Consider the following 17,321-nt stretch of genomic DNA (forward strand, 5'->3'; position numbering starts at 1 on the left):
CACCCAGAGGTCACCATGTCGTCCGCCGATCACACCCTGCTGGCCCATGAACGCCTGCACTGCGGCGTGACCGCCCCGCGCCAGCCCCTGACCGGGTTGGACCTGTTCAGCGGCCACATCGGCATCCCGGTGACGCTGGTGTACCCGCAAGGCATGCAGGTCGCCCACATGCGCGAGGCCCTGGTGCAGACGCTGCGCCATTACCCGCTGATTGCCGGGCGCATGAAAAGAGATGCCGACGGTCAGGTCTACGTGGACTGCAACGACGCTGGCATCGACTTTCGGGTGCACGAGCAGGACCAGCCCTTGCCCGCGCACGGCCCCGACTCCGACTTCGGCAGCCAGATCAAGCGTTACTTCAGCGCCGTCTATCCCTGGCAATGGGTGGGCAAGGACCAGCCCCTGCTGCAGGTGAACGTGCACCGCTTTCGCGGCGGCGGCGTCATCCTGTGCTGCTACGGGCCGCACTCGCTGTTCGATGGGGCGGCCTACTGGCAGTTCATGAGCGACTGGTCGCGCATGGCGCGCGGCCTGCAGGTGGTGACACCGGCGCTTGACCACCAGGCCGTGATCGACGTCGCGCAAGCCAAGATGACGCTTGATGCGCCGCCCACTGCACAGGGCCTGGTGCGCGACCCCGACATGCGCAGTCGCCTGAGCGTGATGCTGCGCCTGGGCTGGCAGGCGCTGAAAATGCGCAAAGGGGTGTTCCGCATTCACGCGGCCACCATGCAGCAGTGGAAGGACGAGGCCAAGCTGGCCCTGCCTGCCGATGCGGGCGTGAGCGCGGTGGAACTGGCCGCGGCGCATTGCCTGAAAGTGACCAGCCCTTTGACCCGGTCGTCGGGGGAACGCCGTGTGGGCATCGTGCTGGACCTGCGGCACCGCCGCCGCCTGCGCATCCCACGCGACTACTTCGGTAACGCCCTGTGCTACGGCGAGGCCCGCTACAGCCCGCAAGAGATGGAGCAGGACAGCGTGGCCGTACTGGCCAGCAAATGCCGTCCGTCCAACGAGCAGGTGAGCAACGACACGCTGTTTGAGCACCTGGCCTTGATGGAGCGCTACCGCCAGCGCCGGGCCATCTGGCGTTTGTTCTGGGACTCGGCAGCGGGCACGCTTGACGGCGGGCTGATCTTGAACAACTGCGCCCGCTTCCCGATGTACGACATTAACTTTGGGCAGGGCGGGCCCGCCTGGTACGACATCTGCGGCGTGGCCTTCCGCATGCTGATGGTGGTGCCCACACCCGAGCAGGATGGTGGGGTGGACCTGCACTTCACCGCCACGCGGGCTGAGTTGAAGGCGGTGGCGGCGAGTTTGGCGGTGCAGGTTCAGGCATCCGCCTCGGCGCCGGCATCTGGTCCGATGCCAGCTTCAGCGCAGTCCGAGGCCTCGTTGCCGATCGAGGCGTACTTTTAGAACGAGCGGCTCAAGGGGGGTGTCTGTTACAGGCTGATTGAGGACATCCAAGGCCTCGAATTCGTCTCCCTGAAGCCGCCGGTCGAGCAAAAGCGACGCAGCCGAAGGTGGTCCCGCGGCGGAGGGCACACATCGGTGGGTGGTCCTCTGGGCGATTGATGCGCGGCGCACGGCTTGAGACCGTGCGGGCTCACCGCCTCGGGAGCCCAGCGTGCAAGCCATCGGCCGGCTCAAGCCGCCGACTGCACCTGGTTGCGGCCTTTGGCCTTGGCCGCGTAGAGGGCGGCGTCGGCGCTGCTGAAGAGTTCGGGCAGCGAGGCCTGGAGGCCAGCCGGCCGCGCCGCCAGACCGAAGCTGGCGCTCAGGTTCAGCATGCTGCCATCGGGCAGGTGCAGCGGCTGCTGCTGCATGGCCTGGCGCAGGCGCTCGGCCAGGGCCAGCGCCGCTTGGTCATCGCAATTGGGCAGCAGCGCGATGAACTCCTCGCCGCCATAGCGGGCCAGCAGATCGCCGCTGCGCAGCTGGGCCTGCGCGAGTTGCGCCACGTGCTGCAGCACCAGGTCGCCGGTCTCGTGGCCATGCTGATCGTTGATGCGCTTGAAATGGTCCAAATCGAACAGCAGCAGCGCCAGCGGCCAACGGTGGCGTTCGACCTGAGCCAGCTGGGCCGGCGCCAGCTCGTCGAAGGCGCGGCGGTTCATCAGGCCGGTCAGATGGTCGCGGTGGCTGAGCTGGCGCAGCTCGGTGATCAGGGTCTCGCGCTCGGCCTCCAGCTCCTGGGTGCGTTGCAGGCTGGCCTGCAATGCATGCACCGCAGCCTGCAGCTCGCCGATCTCGTCGCTGCGCTGGACCGCGGGCAGCTGCTGGTTCAGCCGGCCCCGCATCAGCGCCACCATATGCCGGGTGCTGAGCAGCAGCGGCGACAGCACACGGCGGCGCAGCGTGATGAACACGCCGACCTCCAGCGCCAGGATGCAGCAACCGATCAGCGCGTTGACGCGCAGCCGCTGCCGGGCTGCCGCCACCTCCACCAGGGCCTGTTCGCGACCGACCTCGTGCAGCGTGTCGCGCAGCTCGACGATGCTGCGCATCGCCGGCACATAGCGGGAGACGAACTGAGCCGAGTCCATGCCATAGGGCTGGTCGGCCAAGCCGCGGGCGGTGAGCTCGGCGATAAAGGGCAGGCTCTGGCCGAAATAGCGTTCCTGCTGGGCCTGCAGCGCGGCGTCGATGCGTGGATCGGACAGGCTGGTGCGCGCCTTCACGTCCAGCAGGGTCTTGAGCTGCTCGATGCGGCCGAGCAGGCGGGGGATGCCGTCGCGCTCTTGCGGGCCGAGTGGCGAGCCGCTGGCCAGCGGCGCGGTGAATTGCGAGCCCAGGCGGCCGGCATGCTCGCGCAGCTCGGCCGCGTAGCGCGCGCCGACCAGCGGCAGCGACAGGCTGGGGTGGATGCGCTCGGCGCTCGCTGACTGCAGGGTGACCGCCTCCAGCACCGTGTCGATGACCTCAAACATCTGGTCGATGACCTGCCGGGTGCTGCGCTTGTCGACGGCCGCGCGCTCGGCCTGCGGCAGCGCCGCCACACGTTCGAGCTCCTGCCGGGCTGCCCGCATCTGCGCGCGAGCCCGCTCCAGCACCGGCAGGGCGGTCAGCAGCTCAGCCTCCTCGCTTCGGCGCAGCCGCGTCAGCGCCGCGTCGAAGGCTGCATCGGTCGCCTGCTGGAACTGCGTCAGGCGCTTGCGCAGCGCGTCCGAAGGCGGGTCGTTGAGTACCGGGATGGCCGGGCCGCGCTCGGCCGAGGCGTGTTCGGCGACCTGCATGGCCGCATAGGCCAGCTCCATCGCCTCCAGACCGGATTCAGCGCGGCGCACGCCCTGCCAGTCGGTCCACATCGTGCGCACCAGCATCAAGGAGACCAGACCGAGCAGCAGCACGGTGGTGCAAAGGAAAAGACGGCTAAGGCGCATGGTGGCCGATATTGTCGGCGCTGCCGCTGCGCCTATTCCTGCGAATACTGACTACTCTTCCCGCCTTGCACGCTTTTCGCACCGTTCTCCTGCTATCGGCCGCCCTGTGCGTCGCCGCCTGGCCGTGGCTCTGAGCAATTTCCTCAAGCGGCCCAATCCATGGACACGGTCAGCGGTGTTGTGCGGCGACACCACATGTGCCACCAGACGTTCCAGCGCGCCTTCAAGCGCACCGTCGATGCCGCGGGCATCACCAAGCCGACCTCGCCACCACGATGATCTACACGCACGTCTTGAAGGTTAGCGGCCACGGCGTTCGGAGCCCGCTGGACGGGAAGCCTGGCTAGCGCACTAGCGGTCGTTAGCCGATGACCGCTTATGGCGCCCACACCGAGCGGCAGCAACCGCTGCACAGCTGCCGCTAACCAAACAAGGAGGGCGCTAGGCTGGTTGCGGCCTCACGGGATGGACCACGGAATGTCTGCGCTGACCTATGGCTGACATTGGTGGCGTCAACTGGCGAAAGGCAGGTCATTCGCAGTGACCTGCCATTGATTGAGGACGACCAATACAGGCATGCCGAGGCGCCATGCGTGCGGCCCCCAATGGCTGCATCTGAAAGTCGCGAACTGGTACTGGCGATCCATTGCAGTCCTTCCGCGTCCAAGCGCGAACGACAGCTATGCTATGTAGCAATTGCCATCTGGATGATGGGACCGCTCCTGGCTGGCAGTTCCGTTTGGCGATAGCACACCAATTTGGGCCGTTCATGATCGAGAAGCTGGAACTCAACCATCTCCGTATGCTCAGCGCCCTCTATGAGCAGGGGACGGTGTCGGCAGCGGCCGAGGCGCTCGACGTCTCGCAGCAAGCCGTGAGCCTGCAGCTCAAGCGAGTCAGGGAGATTCTTGGCGATCCCCTGTTCGTGCGCACCGGCCACGGCATGGTGCCGACGGCCTATGGCCAGTTGATACAGCCGCATGTGCGGCAGTTGCTGGCGCTGATCCACGCGATGCCGATGCCGACATCGATCCTGCTGGAGGACATTGAGCGCACCTTGAGCATCTCCGCGACGGACTATGCGCAACGCATCATTGTCGGCGACCTGATTCGCGAGCTGCGCCGCGCGGCACCAAGAGTGAAGGTGAAGATCTCGAACATCGAGAGCGCCAATTTGGTCCGTCGGATGCAGGAGGGCGAAATCGGTATGGCCCTCACATCGAGCGGCTATGTGCCCGAAGGCCTGCTGTCGATCCCGCTCTTCACCGAAAGGTATGTTTGCGTCGCCGGCAGGCCGCTGACCGAAGGACCAGGCGCGCTGGCCTTGGAGTCGCTCGTGGCACACGATTTCCTCGTTGTTTCTCCGGCAGTGCCGAGCTTCGATGGCTCGGCTGGAAGCTGGTTTGAGCAGCAGGGCTTGCGGCGTCGCGTCGTGGCGTCAGTGCCCTCGTTCTTCATGGCGATGGCGTACGTGCGGCAGTCCAACATGGTGGCCTTCATACCGTCGCGGCTGCTGCCCTGCGATGGACTGTTCGAGGTGCCGCTCGAGAAGTATCCGCCTGGCTTCCAGGTGGTCGCGGCCTACCATCCGTCCGCCATGTCCGACTCGCTGCTGACGTGGGTGCTCGACTACATACAGGCCCAAGGCGGAACAGCAAGATAGCGCCGCTTGTGATCGCTACAAGCGTGCCGACATGGTGCATTGTGTGAGCCGTTCCTAAGCTGTCGAGCATCGCAACCTCAACATGGAACGGCACATGAGCACGAAGCTAGTCAATCCCACGCACCTCTACGATGGCTCGCCCATCGGCATGTCGCAGGCCAAGGTGGACTTGGCGTCTGGATTCGTCTTTGTCTCGGGTCAGGTTGATTGGGACGGCGACTCGCGTGTCCGGCACGCCACGCTGGAAGGGCAGGCTGAAGGGGCGATCCAGCACCTGGTCACGGTGCTGAACGAGGCTGGCTCCTCGCTTGAGGACGTGCTGCAGCTGCGGGTGTATGTCCGCGGCGAACTCGCGGACAGCATGTCGCAGGTCGTTCCGGCGCTCGCTCGCCACTTCGGCGCAGTCCGTCCTGCTATGACGGGCATTGGTGTGACATCCCTGGCATCGCGCGATACGCTCATCGAGATCGAAGCGTTGGCCAAATTGCGCGGACATGCGTGATGATTCGTGGAGGATCTCGTCGCTTCCAAAGGGACGCTTGGCGAGCGGCGTTGAGCGGCGGCTCCTGGCCGGAGCGGGTCTGCCCTGTTGGTTGCGTGCCGCTCCCTTGTGATCGATCGGGGGGTGCCAAGCGTCTTAAACGGGATGTGCTTGAGCTTCATTTGAAGCATCAATCGACCACAAAACCCGTTGTGGTTGATGCATGGCTAAGCACCTTTGACTCCAGCGGTGGCATCCCCGTGAAATGCACGCCTGAGACTCATGCCTTCGTCGCGTCAAGGTGCTCCACCAGGAAGTCGACCATCGCCCTGAGTTTCGGTGGCACGATGCGCTGGGGTTGCCACAAAGCCCAGGCACTTGACCCAAACACAGGCTGCGGCGTCCACTGAGGCAAAACCGCACGCAACTCACCAGAGGCCAGATCACTCGTTACCGCAAAGCGGGGCAGCAATCCCAGTCCCATGTCGGCCAGCAATAGATCTCGCACGACGTCGCTGCTGTTGACGATCACTGGCCCGGAGACCTTCACGGCACAAGTCTCCCGCCCTGGGCCATCAAAGCGCCAGGTGACAGGCTGGCCAGGCTGACTGACGCCAAAGGGCAAGCAAGGCAGATCACACAGTTGCTTCGGGTGTGACAGTTTCTTGCCACGTAGAAAGTGCGGCGATGCACACAGCACGAAGTCGAAGTGATGCACGGGTCGCCCGGCCAATTGACCCGGAGGTTCATTGGTCAACCGGATGGCCAGATCCATCCCTTCCTCCCAAAGGTCCACGTATCGGTTAACCAGTAACAGCTCCACCTGGATCTCTGGGTGCTGCCGATGGAATGCCGGCAACAGAGGCCCCAGAACGTGTTTGCCGTAGGTGACAGAAGCAGTCATTTTCAAGCGGCCCGTGGGCCGCTTCGACAGTGATGACAAGGAGGCCGAAGCATCCCCTACCAACCGGACCATGTTGGCCGCGTGTTCGTACAGCACTTGCCCGGCCTCGGTCACCGCCATGCGACGGGTGGTGCGATGCAAGAGCGTGACACCCATGCTGCGCTCCAGGCGCTGGATCTGCTTGGTCACTGCGGATTTGCCAAGGCCTAGTGAACCAGCCGCAGCGGTGAACCCCCCCAGGTCCACCACCTTCACGAACACCAACAGATCAGCCATGCGCTGGCTCTGCGCCGAGTAAGAGTCTTCCATTGTTTCCCCTGTGGAAACTAAATTGTGAATGAGGACGATATTGTTTTTGAGCCTCTTTGGGGTCACGATGACTGCATCACTTCACTGGAGACCGCCATGCCCCTCTTGATGCTCGAGATTGCCAGCCCGCCCTTGACGACCGCGCAGCGCAGCCAGATTCAGCATGACCTGACGCAGTTGATGGCCACCGTGCTGAGCAAAGTAGCCAGCCTGACCGTGGTGCACTTACGGGAGTGCTCAGATCGATCGGGATGGTCCGTAGGCGGCAAGCCGTTGTCAGATGACGAATGGTGCGCTAGCTTGCATGTCGCCATCACAGACGGAAGCAACAGCCTGATGCAGCAGGGCACCTTCATGGCGGCTGCCCATGCGTTGCTCGAAGATGCCATGGGTAGACCGCCAGCTGCACCACTCTATATCGTGATGCAGAACATATCTGGCGTGCATTGGGGCTATGAGGGGCGCACCCAAGCCAGTCGCCAGCTACCGCGCACGTCGACTGCCTTACCGCGGACCCTCAAACAGTTGTCAGGTGCGGCAGGCCTGGACACTCTGCCCGCACAAGGCTCCGTCCTCTTGTTGCTGGATTTCCAGCAGGAATACGAGCGCGATGGCCGATTGCCGCTGGACGGATTTGGCGCGGCTGCGCATGAGGCTGATCGGCTGGTTCAGGCGGCCGATGCCGTCGGCATTCCCGTGGTCCATGTTCACCATGTGGCCGCGCAAGCCAGCGCGGCGCTGTTTGATCGAGACGGTACCGGCATCACCCCGACACCAAAGCCCTTACTGGACGTTCACCACATTAAGGTGATTAAGCATTGGCCATCGGTAAGCGTCCGACGGCCACCCTCTAGCCAAGGCGTGATGGCAGCGTGAAGATCGCGTCCACTATGGAGAAGATGGTGGACGCGATCGCAAAACAAGACTCAGACGCCAAGACAGGCGTTGTGGGTGTACGCAAGCGGCGGACGTACAGCAAACAGTTCAAGGCCGAGGTGGCGGCGCAATGCCTGATGCCCGGCGCATCGGTGTCGGCGATTGCCCTGAGCCATGGCATCAACGCCAACGTGATTCGCAAGTGGCTGCCGCCAGGGCCTGCGCCCATGGCCCGTGCGCCAGTGCTGTTGCCGGTGATGATAGAGCCCGATGCACCACCTGCACAGCCAGCAGCCACGCAGCCCATCGAACTGAACATCCATGGCGCCACCCTGTGCCTGCCGCCTGGCTTTGCCGCGCAGGATCTGCGCAGCATTCTGCAAGTGCTGCGCTCACTGCCATGATCGGATTGCCTGCTGGCACCCGCGTCTGGCTGGCTGCAGGCCACACCGACATGCGCAAGGGCTTCGATGGTCTGGCTGCTGTGGCACAAGAGATCTTGCTGCAAGACCCGTTCGGCGGCCATGTCTTCGTCTTCCGTGGCCGGCGAGGTGACATCATCAAGTTGCTGTGGTGGGATGGACAAGGCCTTTGCCTGCTGAGCAAGCGCCTGGAGAAGGGCCGCTTCGTGTGGCCGCAGGCCGATGGCGGCAAGGTCAGCCTGAGCCCGGCGCAGTTGTCGATGCTGTTGGAGGGCATCGACTGGCGCATGCCAGAGCGCACCTGGCGACCAGAACGTGCAACCTGAATCTGGTTGACATCGCATCTCCTGTGGCGTGATCACTGTCGCTTGGGCACAGTATCGTCATGCCACACGATCCGCACCCGCATGACCACTGCGAGCTGTCTCGCCAGTTGCGCGACAGCCGCCAGGAACTGGCCCATGCCAAGCTGCTGATTGACAAGCTCAAGACCGAGATCGCCTACCTGCGCCGCATGCACTTTGGCCGCAGCAGCGAGCAACTCGATGTGGCCGCACAGATGGAACTGTTGGCACCCGCGACAACGGTGGAGCCACCAGCGGCCAACGACGAGCCTGAAGGTGGTGCCAACAACCGCAAGCGCTCACGCAAAAGCCGCCAAGGCCTGCGCGACTTGCCAGCCCATCTGCCACGCGAGATCGTGGTGCACACGCCCGATGCGGGCTGCGCTTGCGGCGCCTGCCTGGACGCGCTGCGCCCCATTGGCCAAGACGTCAGTGAAGTGCTCGACTACCTGCCCGGTCAGTTCAAGGTCATCCGCCATGTGCGGCCCCGCCTGGCCTGCCCGGCGTGCGACAGCATCGTACAAGCCAGTGCGCCCAGCCGTCCGCTCGATCGTGGCATGGCCGGCGCCGGCCTGCTGGCCCATGTGCTGGTGAGCAAGTATGCCGATCACACTCCGCTGTATCGCCTCTCGCAGATCTATGCCCGTCAGGGTGTGGATCTGGAGCGCTCGACCCTGGCTGACTGGGTGGGGGCAGCGGCTGCGTTGCTCAGCCCCTTGGCGCAAGCCATCGGCCGTCATGTGCTGGCCGCCGCCAAGATCCACACCGACGACACGCCGATCCGGGTTCTGGGTGGCCAGGGTCAACAGGCACGCACTGGGCGATTGTGGACCTATGTGCGCGACGACCGCGCCAGCGGTGACGCCAGGCCACAGGCTGTATGGTTCCAATACTCCCCCAATCGCAAAGGCGAGCATCCCAGGCGTCACTTGGCCGGCTTCAAGGGCATCGTGCAGGCAGACGCCTTCGCGGGCTACGACCGGCTGTTTGACAGCGGCGAGATCATCGAGGCCGGCTGCTGGGCCCATGCCCGGCGCAAGTTCTACGACGTACACATGCAGCAGCACCAGCAGCCTGGCACCTTGGCCCACCAGGCCCTGCTGCGCATCGCCCGAGTGTTCGCCATCGAAGCTGACATCCAGGGAGAACCACCTGATGAGCGACGAAGGCAGCGACAGCAACGCACCGCGCCCATCCTGGCAGACTTGCACACATGGCTCATCGAGACGCAGGCAAAGCTGTCTGCCAAGTCACCGATGGCACTGGCCATCGGCTACAGCCTGAGCCACTGGCGGGCACTCACGCGCTTCGTGGACGATGGTCTCATGGAGGCGCACAACAACATCGCCGAGCGATCACTGCGCGGCGTGGCCATCGGGCGCAAGAACTACCTGCATCTGGGCTCGGATGCGGGTGGCGAGCGAGCCGCCATCGTCTACACGCTGCTGGGCACGGCCAAGCTGCATGGGATCGATCCGTATGCCTACTTGCACCAGGTGCTGACACGCATTGCCGATCATCCGATCAATCGCGTTGATGAGCTGCTGCCGTGGCGGCTGTGCCCGCCGCAGCAAGCCACACCTGAACAACGCCAGGCGGCATGAGCGAGCGGACCATCGGCACAATGTGGGCCATGGTCACCTCATCGAACAGGCCCTCACTCAAGCTCGTGGGGTCACCCACCAGAAACATCAAAGTGCTGCAACTCAAGGTCGAGTTGCAAGGCGTGCGCCCCAAGGTCTGGCGGCGCGTGTTGGTGCCATCGAGCATCCGCCTGCCCAAGCTTCATGTGGTTTTGCTGCGTGCCATGGGGTGGGACGGCGGGCATCTGCATGAGTTTGAGTTCGCCGAAGGCAGATATGGCGTGCCGGATCCAGATTGGCCCGATGAGTCGCTGGACGACGAATCCAAGGTGACGTTAAACAAGGCACTCGGCTACAGCGCCACGTTCAACTGGACATATGACTTCGGCGACAACTGGACTCACAGGATCAAGGTCGAGCGGGTCGACACCATGCCCGCCGAGCTCAAGCTGCAGTTCCCCATGTGCCTGGCAGGCGCTGGAGCCTGCCCACCTGAGGACGTGGGTGGCGCCCCTGGCTATGCTGACTTCTTGCAGGCCATCGCCGACCCGACGCATCCGGAGCATGACAACATGACCGCTTGGATCGGGCGCCCCCTCGATCCCAATGCCTTCAACGTGCAGGACGTCCAGGATCGCTTGTATGAAATCAAGCTCTAGCTGACCAGTCGTGCGCTGCCCAGTTGGGCCTTGGTCGGACGCTTACGGCCATCGGCTTTTCACGACACTGATCTGCTGTATGAGCTTCGGAAGCGTGCGGTCCACACCATCGTGCTGGCCGGGTGTATGACGCACAACTGTGTAGACAGCACAGCACGACAGGCCATGCACTTAGGCTTTCAGGTGGTGATCGCCGGTGATGCTTGCGCCACGCGCGCTTTGCCTGTCGCTGATGGCACGGTCATCCCTGCCGATGTGATCCACCAGACCACACTGGCAGCACTGGCTGATCGGCATGCCTCGGTGGCATCGGTCAACGAGGTCGTTGCACAGTGGCGGCTCTCCGCCAGCGCCGGCTCAGGCGTCGCCGCTGTTCAATGAATATGCACAATGCCATAGAGCTAACAGGCATCTCAATCCATCGCCGTTAGCGACTACACGGCACCAGCCCTGAATCAAGCACGATGATTGAGCGCAACATGAGTAATCAAGCAAAAAATGGCGTTGTTTACGCGATGGATGTTCCGGCTCGCACAAAGCCTTCGAACTATCCCGAGCCCTTTGCGTCTCGCATGCGCGGGAGGGAGAAGCGCCATCTTGGCGATTTCTTCGGAATCACAAATTTCGGCGTTAACCTAACGAGGCTTGCACCTCATTCGGTCTCCGCCCTTCGCCACGCCCACTCCAAGCAAGATGAATTCATCTATATCTTGCAAGGACATCCGATCCTGCACACAGATGAGGGCCGTACACAACTGGCGCCAGGAATGTGCGCCGGGTTCAAGGCGGCAGGTGGCAACGCACACCATCTTCTCAATGAATCATCAGAAGAAGTTGTGTATCTAGAGGTTGGCGACCGCACGCCAGGAGATGAGTGTACGTACCCAGACGATGACCTCAAGGCTGAACTGCTTGGAGGTCAATGGCGATTTACGCATAAAGACGGAACGGCTTACTGAACAGCTGCGAAGCGGGCGATCGATCTTGTCTGCTAACTGACTACTTCAGGCTGGCACTTCTCGGCCACAGTTCGACTTTCAGGTCTTCATAAGCCACAGCAGCAAGAACTTGGGTGCTTAGGCAGTCGCCAACATCACGGTCACGGCAATCGCCATGACCGCCGTCGCAGCCCATCCAAACATGCGATGCCGCCCCGACATCGTCCAGTCGCCCATGATGCGGCGAGACTGTCCAATCCACATCATCACGACCATGATGGGGACCGAAATGATGCCATTGACGATGGCACTCCATACCAATGCTTTGATGGGGTCGACTTCGAACACGCTCAACAGCGTGCCAATACCTGTGGCCGCGATGATGATGGCGTAGAAGCCGCGCGCCTCGTGGAAGCCGCGCGACAGGCCGGACTGCCAACCGAACACCTCGCTGACGGCATAGGCCGCCGAACCCGCCAGCACCGGCACGGCCAGCAAGCCCGTGCCGATGATACCCAGCGCGAACACCGCAAACGCGAAGTTCCCGGCAACGGGCCGCAAGGCTTCGGCGGCCTGCGACGAAGTCTCGATGTTGGTGATGCCGTGCAGGTTCAGGGTCACGGCTGTCGCGACAACGATGCACAAGGCAATGGCGTTCGACAGCAGCATGCCCACGTAGGTGTCCTGCTTGATGCGAAACAGGTGCTCCTCAACATAGGCTGGCTCCGAGCGCAACGCGACGGCCTCCGGTCGGCGATGGTTGTCTTCCACCTCCTGCGAGGCCTGCCAGAAGAACAGGTAGGGGCTGATGGTCGTTCCAAGGACGGCGACGACCATGCTTGCATAGTCGCTCGTCGACACGCCCGGGGGAAAGAAGCGCCAGGGCTGTAGCGATTCGACCATTGCTTGCCGCCAGGGCACCTGAACGACCATCACGACGGCAAAGTAAGCGAACAGGGCCAATGTCAGCCACTTCAGGATGCGCACCGAGCGCTCGTAGGAGAACACCACTTGACCCAGTACGCACAGGGCACCAAACGCCAGAATGTAAAGGTGCGCAGAGCCGCCGGCCAGCAGCTTGGTTGCTTCGGCCATGGCGCCGATGTCGGCAGCAATGTTGATGGTGTTGGCCACGACCAGCAGTCCGATGAGGGTCATCGTGAGCCAGCGGGGGCATACTCGCGCGATGTTGGTTGCCAAGCCTTCGCCGGTCACCCAGCCGATGCGCGCCGACAGCATCTGAATACCAATCATCAGGGGCGTGGTGAGCAGCAGCGTCCAAACCAGACCGAAGCGAAATTGAGAGCCTGCCTGCGAGTAGGTGGCAATGCCGCTCGGATCATCGTCAGCGGCGCCGGTAATCAAGCCGGGCCCCAGGCGACGGGCCAGGCCTTTGGGGTCAGGAAGCTTCCGGCGAGCGGACGCCACTGTGCGTGCCGCCAGGAACAGGTTGCGGGCGATGAGTTGTTGCACGGGCTTCTCCACGCCGCCATGCATGTGCGTGGCGGAAGAATGCGGCGGCTCATTGGAGCCGCTAGGCTATTGAGGTGCCCTGGGAGAGAACCGAGCATCAGCAAGCTGCTCGGATATTCACTGTCCCGGGGATGGTCAGGTCTCTGCCCCCACCGCCCGGTACCGCGTGCCGTCGATGTTCAATCGACAGTTCACAGACTGGACGGCGAAGGCCTGCAACTAGGTGCTGGGTTCATGGCAATGCCGTCAAGTTGATAAGTAACCATTATCGCAGTCACTGGAAAACCTCGTCAACGACGCGAGCCCTTGACCGTCGGTGCTGGCCCGCGAAGTATTCAATGTCAGCAGTCATTTAGCCGTCCGAAGCGGAGTTGGCGGCGCAGTGACAGTGGCGATGTCGGCAGCACCTTCGATACCAGTCATCTCCGCCGCTTTGTGGGCGCGGTTGTCCAATGACCGCAATGTTGCCAAGACCGTGCGTTCAGCGTGTGGCCGCGACCGTCAGCAATCGCTGGCGGTCACTTGGTCCCCGTTTCTCGGCCTCACTCCCCAAACGAAAGCTTCCCCGCCAGGAGCGCCATCACCTCTTGCAGGCGCGCAGCATGCTGTGGGTCGTCACTGGGCGCCCCCTGCAGCAGCATCAGCTTGGCCAGGGCTGCGCTGGTCTCGCTGATCTTGCCCGCCGCCTGTCGTGCCTCCACCTGTGCCATCAAGGCACTGGCATCGGCTCGTCGTTGCTCCATGCTGCTCTCTTCGCGGTGGTCGTACCAACGCTGTAGCTCGGCACGCAAGGCCACGTTCTCTGGCTTTTGCCAGTCCTCCATCCCCGTTTCGAGCGCCGTGCTCCCGTTCTCGCCCTCGTCCTCCCCTTGTGGGGCAGGGGCGTCTAAACCCGGCGCCACCACCGATGCGGCACCCATGACGCCAGAGGTGCCCAGGAGTGAGCTGGCGGAGACGTTCTGCGCCGCCATCTTGCTTACCGCTTCGGCTCCTTGATCCAGCGAAAAATGCCCAACGATGGCGAGACACAGCCCAGCCGCGGTCAGATAAAGCCAGCGATGGGAGAGCCAGTTCGAATGGATCTTGCTCATGAGACACCCCGCATGAAAGAGCGTGACGATGGAGTGGGATGACGCGGAATCATTTCGCCGTGGCGCGCAAGGGCGTGCGGCTCAAGGCCCCTCCCGCCTTGACCTGGACGAGCTCAAAGCCTGGAAATGGCGCGTAACCATCAGCCACCAACCAGCGCTGCTTCGCGGCCTGGTTCAGGATTCGGCGGCGGTCGGCTTGCGATGCCGTTCCGTCCGCCATGATCAGCAGCTTGTGCCCGCCAGCCTCGATCAGGTAGCCGACCGTTCCTGGTGTTCTTCCCGGCAGCGACAAGACTGACAGGCCAGGCATCAAGGACACACCGGTCTCGGCCGGCTGCAGCTTGCCAGATTTGACATACGGCATCACGCTGGTGATCGTGGTCGCAAAGGACACCTTCTGCTCATCCGGTGCCTGGACGTAGTGGTGGTCGGCAAGCCAATGCACCATGGCCTCTTGCGAGGCATACAGTTGTGCATTCTTGAACTGGCGTTGCTCGTCCTGGCCCAGCAGGCCACTGACCTGGTCCGCATGCAGGCTGGTCAGGAACACCGCTGACACCTCATCCGGTGAGATGCCCGCAGCCTTTAGGTTCTCGGTGACCTGGCCCAGGTCATCGCCTTGTCGCACACCGCGACCGGCGTTGACCAGTATCACCGTGCCGCCCCTGCGAATCGCGTACGCCGTCACGCCTTTCAAGCCCGGGTCTGACTTGAACGATTGCGCCATGGCTTGGGGCCATTCACTCTGCGGCAGGTTGGCGAACCGGGTCGCATCAACGCGGAAGCGTTTGTCCGACAGGGCAAACACCTCGACCTCGCCCAGTTGGTGGCGCTCGATACCCGGCACCTGCACGACGTTCGGCGCGGGCAGGGACGGGGTGGCTTGGGCTGATTTCGCAGGGATCAGGTGTGCGCACACGCACAGGACCAGGGCGGCGGCCAGTGGGCTCAACTTGAACTTCATGCAAACTTTCCTTGGACTTCCAGCCGAATGAGCTGGAGGCTCATGCCCCCAGCCCTGGCCATGGCGATCAGTTCTTCAGGTTGTCCAGAATGGCCGGCGGCACGGTGGCCAGGCGGCTGCGCTGCGGGTACTGGCCCACCTTCACGCGGGCCACTTCCGTGGCCGATTCGAAGTCGATCACCGACAGGTCATTGCTCTCGCTGTTGGACACATAGCAGCGCTTGCCGTCCGAGCTGGTGCTGGCCCAGTAGGGCTTCGATCCCGAGGGGATGATGCGGTCGGTCGTCATGGACGGGACGGACGCGACGACGATGTAGTTGTCGATGGTGCCGGCCATGCAGAGCTTGGTTTCGGCGCCATTGATCGCCATGCCGTGGAAGGCCGAGTTCAGCGGGAAGTCGTCCTTGGTCTTGAAGTTGGCCTTGGCGTAATCGCTCATCGGGATCTCGACCTTGTTCAACACCTTGCCGGTGGCCATGTCCACCTTGGCATAGCCGTTGAGGTAGGACATCTGCAGGTAGGTGAGCTTGCCGTCACGGGTGATGACGTTGGGGCGGATGCCGTAGGGCAAGGTCCACGTGTTGAGCACCTTGAAGGTCTTGGCGTCCACCACGGTCATCTGCTTCTTGCCCTTGAGCCCGTTCAAGGCGTAAGGCAAGGGGATGATGCCCAGGCTGGAGTTGTAGATGTACTTGCCATCGGGCGAGTAGTCGTTCTGGTGCGGGAAAGCGCCCGTCGGGACCTTGGCCACTTGCTTGCCCGTGGCCGTGTCGATCACGAAGAAGTTGCCAGCGCTGGTGGCCGAGACGGCGATGTGCTTGCCATCGGGGCTGATGCCCATGTGGTCGGCATTGATGCCGGGGATCGGAAAGCGCCAGAGGATGCGGTGATCGGGCGAGCTGAGGTCGATGGCGATGACGTCAGACAGGTTCGAGCGCGAGATGAAGACGGTCTTGCCATCCAGCGACACGGCGATGTCATCGACAAAGCGGTCCCCCCCCTTGGTGGACTTGGCCACCTCGTAGGTCGCACGCCGGATGATGTCCATGTCGGCCAGGCGCTCCTTGAGGTCAGGGATGGCGTTGACGTAACCCAGTCGGGTCAGTGTGGATTCGTCCACGAAGCTCAGGGTGCCAGCGGCGGAGTCGCCGACCACCAGGATCTTCTTGCTGGATTGGGCGAAGGCAGGACTCGAGGCTGTGCCCAGCAACAGGGCGGCACAGGCGAGGGCGACACGGCCCGCTGCAGCAAGATGGTTTCTGTTTGTCATTCCATGTTTCCTCGGTTGTGGGGTCGAACAGCCAACGGCCATGTGGCGTTCTGCGACGCTGGGCGGGTGGCTGCCGCGATGGTGATCAAACGAGGCACGGAATAACGTGATCAATTTAACAATCTGCGGGTTAGCGATGGGGCAAGACCGACGCGCTCCCCCTCATGTGGAGGGTGTTGTCGAGCCTTTGGGGCGGTCAACTAGTGAGGCTTTCGCGGCGCAGGCCGGGCGCCTGGCACTCGGCATCGATCTTGGCCACGTCGCACAAGCGTGCCCAGTCGATCACCGTGATGCGTCGGTAGCCGAGCTTCACGATGCACTGGTCTTGCAGCGCCTTCAAGCCAGCGGCCACCGTCTGACGCGTCATGCCCAAGGTTTCGGCCAGTGAGCCTTGGTTCAGTGCTGAGCTGCTGGCGGCCAGGTCGGGCATCGCTGTGCCTCCTTGGGTCAGGGTCATCGCGATGACGCGCGCGATCTTGGCTTGCGTGTCCAGCCGTGTGATCGCCTCCAGGGCGAAGAACAACAGGCGGGTTTTCTGAGCCATCAGGACCGCCAACCTGAAGGTCCATTGCGGATCTGCGCTGATCAGGCTTTTCAGCCGAGCTGGCGAGACGCGCAGCAGCACAGTGGGGCCCACGGCCTGCGCGTCGTGGGTGCGTGGCAAGCCGTCAAAGAAGGCGATCTCTCCGAACCAGGTGGGTGGGGAGATCATGCTGAGCAGGTTCTCTTGTCCGTTGGGGGCGATGCCGGTCAGTCGCAGACCGCCCTCGGCGATGCAGTAGATGCCATCGAAGCTGTCACCGCGCAGGAACAGTTGCTGACCTGCGCTCAGGTGCAACACCGTGGCTTCACGGAGCAGGTCTTGCGCTGCCGGTGGGGGCAAGTTGGCGAACCACAGGCTTTTCTGCAGGACCGGGAGGTAATGCCTGGGGTCTGACTTGGCCAAGGTATGCAT

The 17,321-nt window shown here is 63.1% G+C and carries 17 protein-coding genes; 10 read left to right on the forward strand and 7 right to left on the reverse strand.

The features are described from left to right. The first annotated feature begins 15 nt into the window (after positions 1-15). Entirely contained in the window at positions 16-1,422 is a 1,407-nt protein-coding gene (locus AC3WW4_RS07055; RefSeq protein ID WP_488827673.1) for an acyltransferase, read from the forward strand. Between the two features lie 230 nt (positions 1,423-1,652). Here AC3WW4_RS07055 and AC3WW4_RS07060 read toward each other — a convergent pair whose 3' ends face one another. Further along, positions 1,653-3,356 carry a GGDEF domain-containing protein gene (locus AC3WW4_RS07060; protein WP_488827674.1) on the reverse strand — a complete coding sequence of 568 codons (1,704 nt, stop codon included), beginning with the start codon at positions 3,354-3,356 and terminating at the stop codon, positions 1,653-1,655. A gap of 802 nt (positions 3,357-4,158) precedes the next feature. On the opposite strand from AC3WW4_RS07060, the gene AC3WW4_RS07065 reads away from it, so the two are divergent. Then, positions 4,159-5,052: a LysR family transcriptional regulator gene (locus tag AC3WW4_RS07065; RefSeq protein WP_488827675.1), complete on the forward strand. Its 894-nt coding sequence runs from the start codon at positions 4,159-4,161 to the stop codon at positions 5,050-5,052. A 94-nt stretch (positions 5,053-5,146) separates the two neighbouring features. Beyond that, positions 5,147-5,554, forward strand: coding sequence for a RidA family protein (locus AC3WW4_RS07070; protein ID WP_488827676.1), 408 nt, complete (start codon positions 5,147-5,149; stop codon positions 5,552-5,554). Between the two features lie 259 nt (positions 5,555-5,813). On the opposite strand, the gene AC3WW4_RS07075 is transcribed toward AC3WW4_RS07070, so the two are convergent. Then, positions 5,814-6,812, reverse strand: coding sequence for a LysR family transcriptional regulator (locus AC3WW4_RS07075; RefSeq protein ID WP_488827677.1), 999 nt, complete (start codon positions 6,810-6,812; stop codon positions 5,814-5,816). Positions 6,813-6,842: 30 nt separating this feature from the next. Between AC3WW4_RS07075 and AC3WW4_RS07080 the strand changes: the two genes are divergently transcribed. From AC3WW4_RS07080 to AC3WW4_RS07110, 7 genes are all read left to right on the forward strand, one after another. Then, on the forward strand, positions 6,843-7,622 hold the full coding sequence (locus AC3WW4_RS07080) for a hypothetical protein (protein WP_488827678.1): 780 nt from the start codon (positions 6,843-6,845) through the stop codon (positions 7,620-7,622). Further along, positions 7,619-8,026: a transposase gene (locus AC3WW4_RS07085; RefSeq protein WP_488826795.1), complete on the forward strand. Its 408-nt coding sequence runs from the start codon at positions 7,619-7,621 to the stop codon at positions 8,024-8,026. The genes AC3WW4_RS07080 and AC3WW4_RS07085 overlap by 4 nt, the downstream gene beginning before the upstream one ends. Next, positions 8,023-8,370, forward strand: a complete 348-nt coding sequence (gene tnpB, locus AC3WW4_RS07090) for an IS66 family insertion sequence element accessory protein TnpB (protein WP_488826797.1) — start codon at positions 8,023-8,025, stop codon at positions 8,368-8,370. The genes AC3WW4_RS07085 and tnpB overlap by 4 nt, the downstream gene beginning before the upstream one ends. 59 nt (positions 8,371-8,429) lie before the next feature. Next, positions 8,430-9,992: an IS66 family transposase gene (gene tnpC, locus AC3WW4_RS07095; protein WP_488826798.1), complete on the forward strand. Its 1,563-nt coding sequence runs from the start codon at positions 8,430-8,432 to the stop codon at positions 9,990-9,992. Beyond that, positions 9,989-10,630 carry a plasmid pRiA4b ORF-3 family protein gene (locus AC3WW4_RS07100; RefSeq protein ID WP_488826799.1) on the forward strand — a complete coding sequence of 214 codons (642 nt, stop codon included), beginning with the start codon at positions 9,989-9,991 and terminating at the stop codon, positions 10,628-10,630. Before tnpC ends, AC3WW4_RS07100 begins: the two co-directional genes overlap by 4 nt. 30 nt (positions 10,631-10,660) lie before the next feature. After that, positions 10,661-11,011: an isochorismatase family protein gene (locus AC3WW4_RS07105; RefSeq protein ID WP_488827679.1), complete on the forward strand. Its 351-nt coding sequence runs from the start codon at positions 10,661-10,663 to the stop codon at positions 11,009-11,011. Between the two features lie 98 nt (positions 11,012-11,109). Further along, a complete protein-coding gene (locus AC3WW4_RS07110; RefSeq protein ID WP_488827680.1) occupies positions 11,110-11,589 on the forward strand; it encodes a cupin domain-containing protein in 480 nt (159 codons plus the stop codon). Positions 11,590-11,706: 117 nt separating this feature from the next. Here AC3WW4_RS07110 and AC3WW4_RS07115 read toward each other — a convergent pair whose 3' ends face one another. The 5 genes from AC3WW4_RS07115 to AC3WW4_RS07135 form a co-directional block, all read right to left on the reverse strand. Beyond that, positions 11,707-13,041: an NRAMP family divalent metal transporter gene (locus AC3WW4_RS07115; protein ID WP_488827681.1), complete on the reverse strand. Its 1,335-nt coding sequence runs from the start codon at positions 13,039-13,041 to the stop codon at positions 11,707-11,709. Between the two features lie 542 nt (positions 13,042-13,583). After that, positions 13,584-14,132 carry a hypothetical protein gene (locus AC3WW4_RS07120; protein ID WP_488827682.1) on the reverse strand — a complete coding sequence of 183 codons (549 nt, stop codon included), beginning with the start codon at positions 14,130-14,132 and terminating at the stop codon, positions 13,584-13,586. Positions 14,133-14,181: 49 nt separating this feature from the next. After that, positions 14,182-15,096 carry an MBL fold metallo-hydrolase gene (locus AC3WW4_RS07125; RefSeq protein ID WP_488827683.1) on the reverse strand — a complete coding sequence of 305 codons (915 nt, stop codon included), beginning with the start codon at positions 15,094-15,096 and terminating at the stop codon, positions 14,182-14,184. Between the two features lie 67 nt (positions 15,097-15,163). Continuing rightward, positions 15,164-16,366 (reverse strand): YncE family protein, encoded by a 1,203-nt coding sequence (locus AC3WW4_RS07130; protein WP_488827684.1) that lies wholly within the window; start codon positions 16,364-16,366, stop codon positions 15,164-15,166. 196 nt (positions 16,367-16,562) lie between these two features. After that, the gene (locus AC3WW4_RS07135) at positions 16,563-17,321 is read right to left on the reverse strand and encodes a Crp/Fnr family transcriptional regulator (RefSeq protein ID WP_488827685.1); all 759 of its coding nucleotides are present in this window, start codon (positions 17,319-17,321) and stop codon (positions 16,563-16,565) included.

Source organism: Aquabacterium sp. TM01 (genome assembly GCF_057808345.1).